Raw genomic sequence first — 3,308 nt, 5'->3', positions numbered from 1 at the left:
GGATGTGCCGGCGCTGGAAGCTGCGCTGGGGCGCGTCATCGACCGGCATGACATCCTGCGCACCGCCTTCATCGAGTTCGAGGGCGAACCGAGGCAAGTGGTCGAACGTCAGGCCAGACTGACCCTGCAGCACGAAGACTTGTCGAAACTTGCAGCGCCGGCGCGGGCACTGGCCCTGGCCCAGCGCGTTGAGGATCAGGCGACGCAGGCCTTCGACCTGACCCAGGCGCCCCTGATCCGCGCGACGATGCTCAAGACCGCGGCTCAGCAACACGTGCTGCTGTTGACCATGCACCATATCGTTTCCGATGCCTGGTCCAACGCCATCCTCATGCAGGACCTGCTGCGCGCCTACACTCAGGCATGCCTTGACGATCCTTCGCCGCTGCCGCCACTGCCGCTGCAATACACCGATTACGCGCACTGGCAACGCGATGAATACCTCGACAGCGCCGCGTGTACCCGCAGCGGTGAGTACTGGCGCCACTACCTCGGCAATGAACTGCCGGCCCTGGAGCTGCCACAGGACCACGCCCGTTCAGCCGACCAGCAACACCTGGCCGGGCGTCATCAATGGACCCTCGCGCCGAGTCTGGTCGCCCGCTTGAATGCCTTCTGCCAGCGCCAGGGGCTGACGCCGTTCGTGGTGGCGCTGGCAACCTGGCAGCTGCTGCTCGGGCGCTACAGCAACCAGCACGACTTCACCGTCGGTGTGCCCAACGCCAACCGCAATCGCGGCGACACCCAGGCATTGGTCGGGTTCTTTGTCAGCAGTCAGGTGTACCGCGTACGCCTTGATCCGAACCAGCGGGTGGTCGACTTTCTCCACGAGTTGCGCGGCCAGTCCCTGGCGGCGATGGACCATGCCGATTACCCGCTGGAGCTGCTGCTCGACCAACTGCAACGGCCCGGCAGCCAGAGCGGCCACTCACTGTTTCAGGTGTTGTTCAACTGGCGCACCGGCAGCGCCGAGACAGCGGCAATCGCCTGGGATGGGCTGACGTTGGACTTCCTCGATGGCGGAGAAAACCAGGCAAAATTCGACCTGTCCCTGGACATCGATTATTCGTCACAAGGCCTGAGCGGCAGCTTCGAGTTCAGTCGTGACCTCTTCCAACCCGCTACGATCGAGCGCATGGCCGGGCACTGGCAGAATCTGCTGCAAGGCATTCTTCAATCGCCTGAACGCACCCTCGGCGAATTGCCCTTGCTGAGTGCGGACGAACAGCGACACACCCTGGCCGACTGGAATCGTCAGCCTACCGTGATACCGCGCCAACACTGTCTGCATCAGTTGATCGAAGCCCAGGCCCGGCGTGCCGCTGAAGCCATTGCCCTGAGTTTCGGCGACCAGCAGATGAGCTACGCCGAGCTCAATCGCCAGGCCAACTGCCTGGCGCACCGGTTGATCGCTGAGGGCGTCGGGGCGGAAGTGTTGGTGGGCCTCGCCGTGGAGCGCACGCCGCAGATGATTATCGGCCTGTTGGCGATCCTCAAGGCAGGCGGCGCTTACGTGCCGCTGGACCCGGCGTATCCGGCCGATCGCCTGGCCTACATGATAGAGGACAGCGGGGTCGCCCTGGTCGTGACCCAGGCGCACTTGCGCGAACAGCTGCTGCTCGCGCCCGAGGTACGTTGCCTGCTGATCGAGCAGACTGCCAGCGACAACGAGCACAACCCCGACGTCGCGGTGCACCCGGACAATCTCGCGTACGTGATCTACACCTCCGGCTCGACCGGCAAACCCAAGGGCGCCCTGCTGTCCCATCACAATGTGGTGCGCCTGTTCAACGCGACAGCCGACTGGTTTGATTTCAATCACACCGATGTCTGGTGCCTGTTTCATTCCTACGCCTTTGATTTCTCCGTGTGGGAGCTCTTCGGGGCATTGCTGCACGGTGGCCGTCTGGTGATCGTGCCGCATGCCGTGAGTCGTTCGCCAGCGGACATGTACGCGCTGCTGTGCGCGGAAAAGGTCAGCGTCCTCAACCAGACACCCTCGGCGTTCAAGCAATTGATGCACGTCGCCTGCGCAGTGGAACAAGCGTTGACGCACGCTCTGCGCTACGTGATCTTTGGCGGCGAAGCCATTGATGTGCCGAGCTTGCGCCCGTGGTTCGAACGCTTTGGCGATCACTCGCCGCAGCTGATCAACATGTACGGCATCACCGAAACCACCGTGCACGTGACCTACCGGCCGCTGTCGCTGGACGATGTTCAAACGGAGACGGCCAGCCCGCTCGGTGTGCCGATTGGCGACCTGACGTGGTACGTGCTCGACCCGTATCTGCAGCCGGTCGCCAAGGGCTGTGTCGGTGAGTTGTACGTCGGCGGCGCGGGCCTCGCCCGTGGTTACCTCAAGCGCAGCGATCTGACCGCCAGCCGCTTCATTCCCGACCTGTACGCCCGGCAACCGGGCGGGCGTCTGTATCGCACCGGCGACCTGGCCCGCTATGGCGCCGACGGGAGTCTTGAATACGCCGGACGCATCGACCATCAGGTAAAAATTCGCGGTTTCCGCATCGAGCCGGGAGAAATCCAGGCGCGTCTGCAAGCCCTGCCGGCGGTGCAGGACTGCGCGATACTGACCCATGAAGGGCCGAGCGGGCTGCAACTGGTTGGCTACGTGATCCCGCGCGAACCGGCGACCGCCGAACTGCGCGAGCACTTGTTGAGCGACCTCAGGTCACGGTTGCCGGACTACATGGTGCCGGCCCATCTGCTGTTCCTCGAGCACTTTCCGCTCAATGCCAACGGCAAACTCGACCGCCAGCAATTGCCGACGCCGGACGCGAGCCTGTGGCGGCAAACGTATGTGGCGCCGACCACTGCGCTGGAGCAGGCGCTGGCCGAACTCTGGCAGCAGGCGCTGGGGATCGAGCGGGTGGGCGTTAGCGATAATTTCTTCGAACTGGGCGGGCACTCGATTCTGGCCATCCAGTTCATTTCCACCCTCAAGGCCCGGCTGAATATCGAACTGCGTCTGCAAGAACTGCTGGCCCATCCGAGCATTGGTGCGTTGGCCTCGTTTATCTCGCGCAAGCATCGCGAACAGAGCCAGTGCGTGGTCCGTCTGAATACCGCACCGGCGACTGCGCCTAACCTGTTTTGCGTACACCCCAGCGGCGGCATTGTGTTCTGCTATCAGCCATTGGCGAAAAAACTTCAGGGCCAGGCATCGGTGTATGGCGTGATGCATCGCGGGTTCAATCAGCAACAGAACGATGGGCAAACCTGGGACGCGATGATTGCCGACTACAGCCGCGAAATCATCAAGGCGCAACCGCAGGGGCCTTACCATTTGCTGG

At 63.1% G+C, this 3,308-nt stretch carries 1 protein-coding gene; it reads left to right on the top strand.

Translation table 11 applies throughout. The annotated features are described in order from the left end of the window. Window positions 1-3,308, top strand: a 3,308-nt coding sequence (locus tag F8N12_RS27140) for a non-ribosomal peptide synthetase (RefSeq protein WP_150583110.1), incomplete at both ends; no start/stop codon positions are given.

The sequence above is a fragment of the Pseudomonas fluorescens genome, assembly GCF_902497625.1.
GTDB lineage: Bacteria > Pseudomonadota > Gammaproteobacteria > Pseudomonadales > Pseudomonadaceae > Aquipseudomonas > Aquipseudomonas fluorescens_BQ.
Note: the sequence above shows the minus strand (reverse complement) of the source record. Positions and strands in the feature narration are given on the sequence as shown.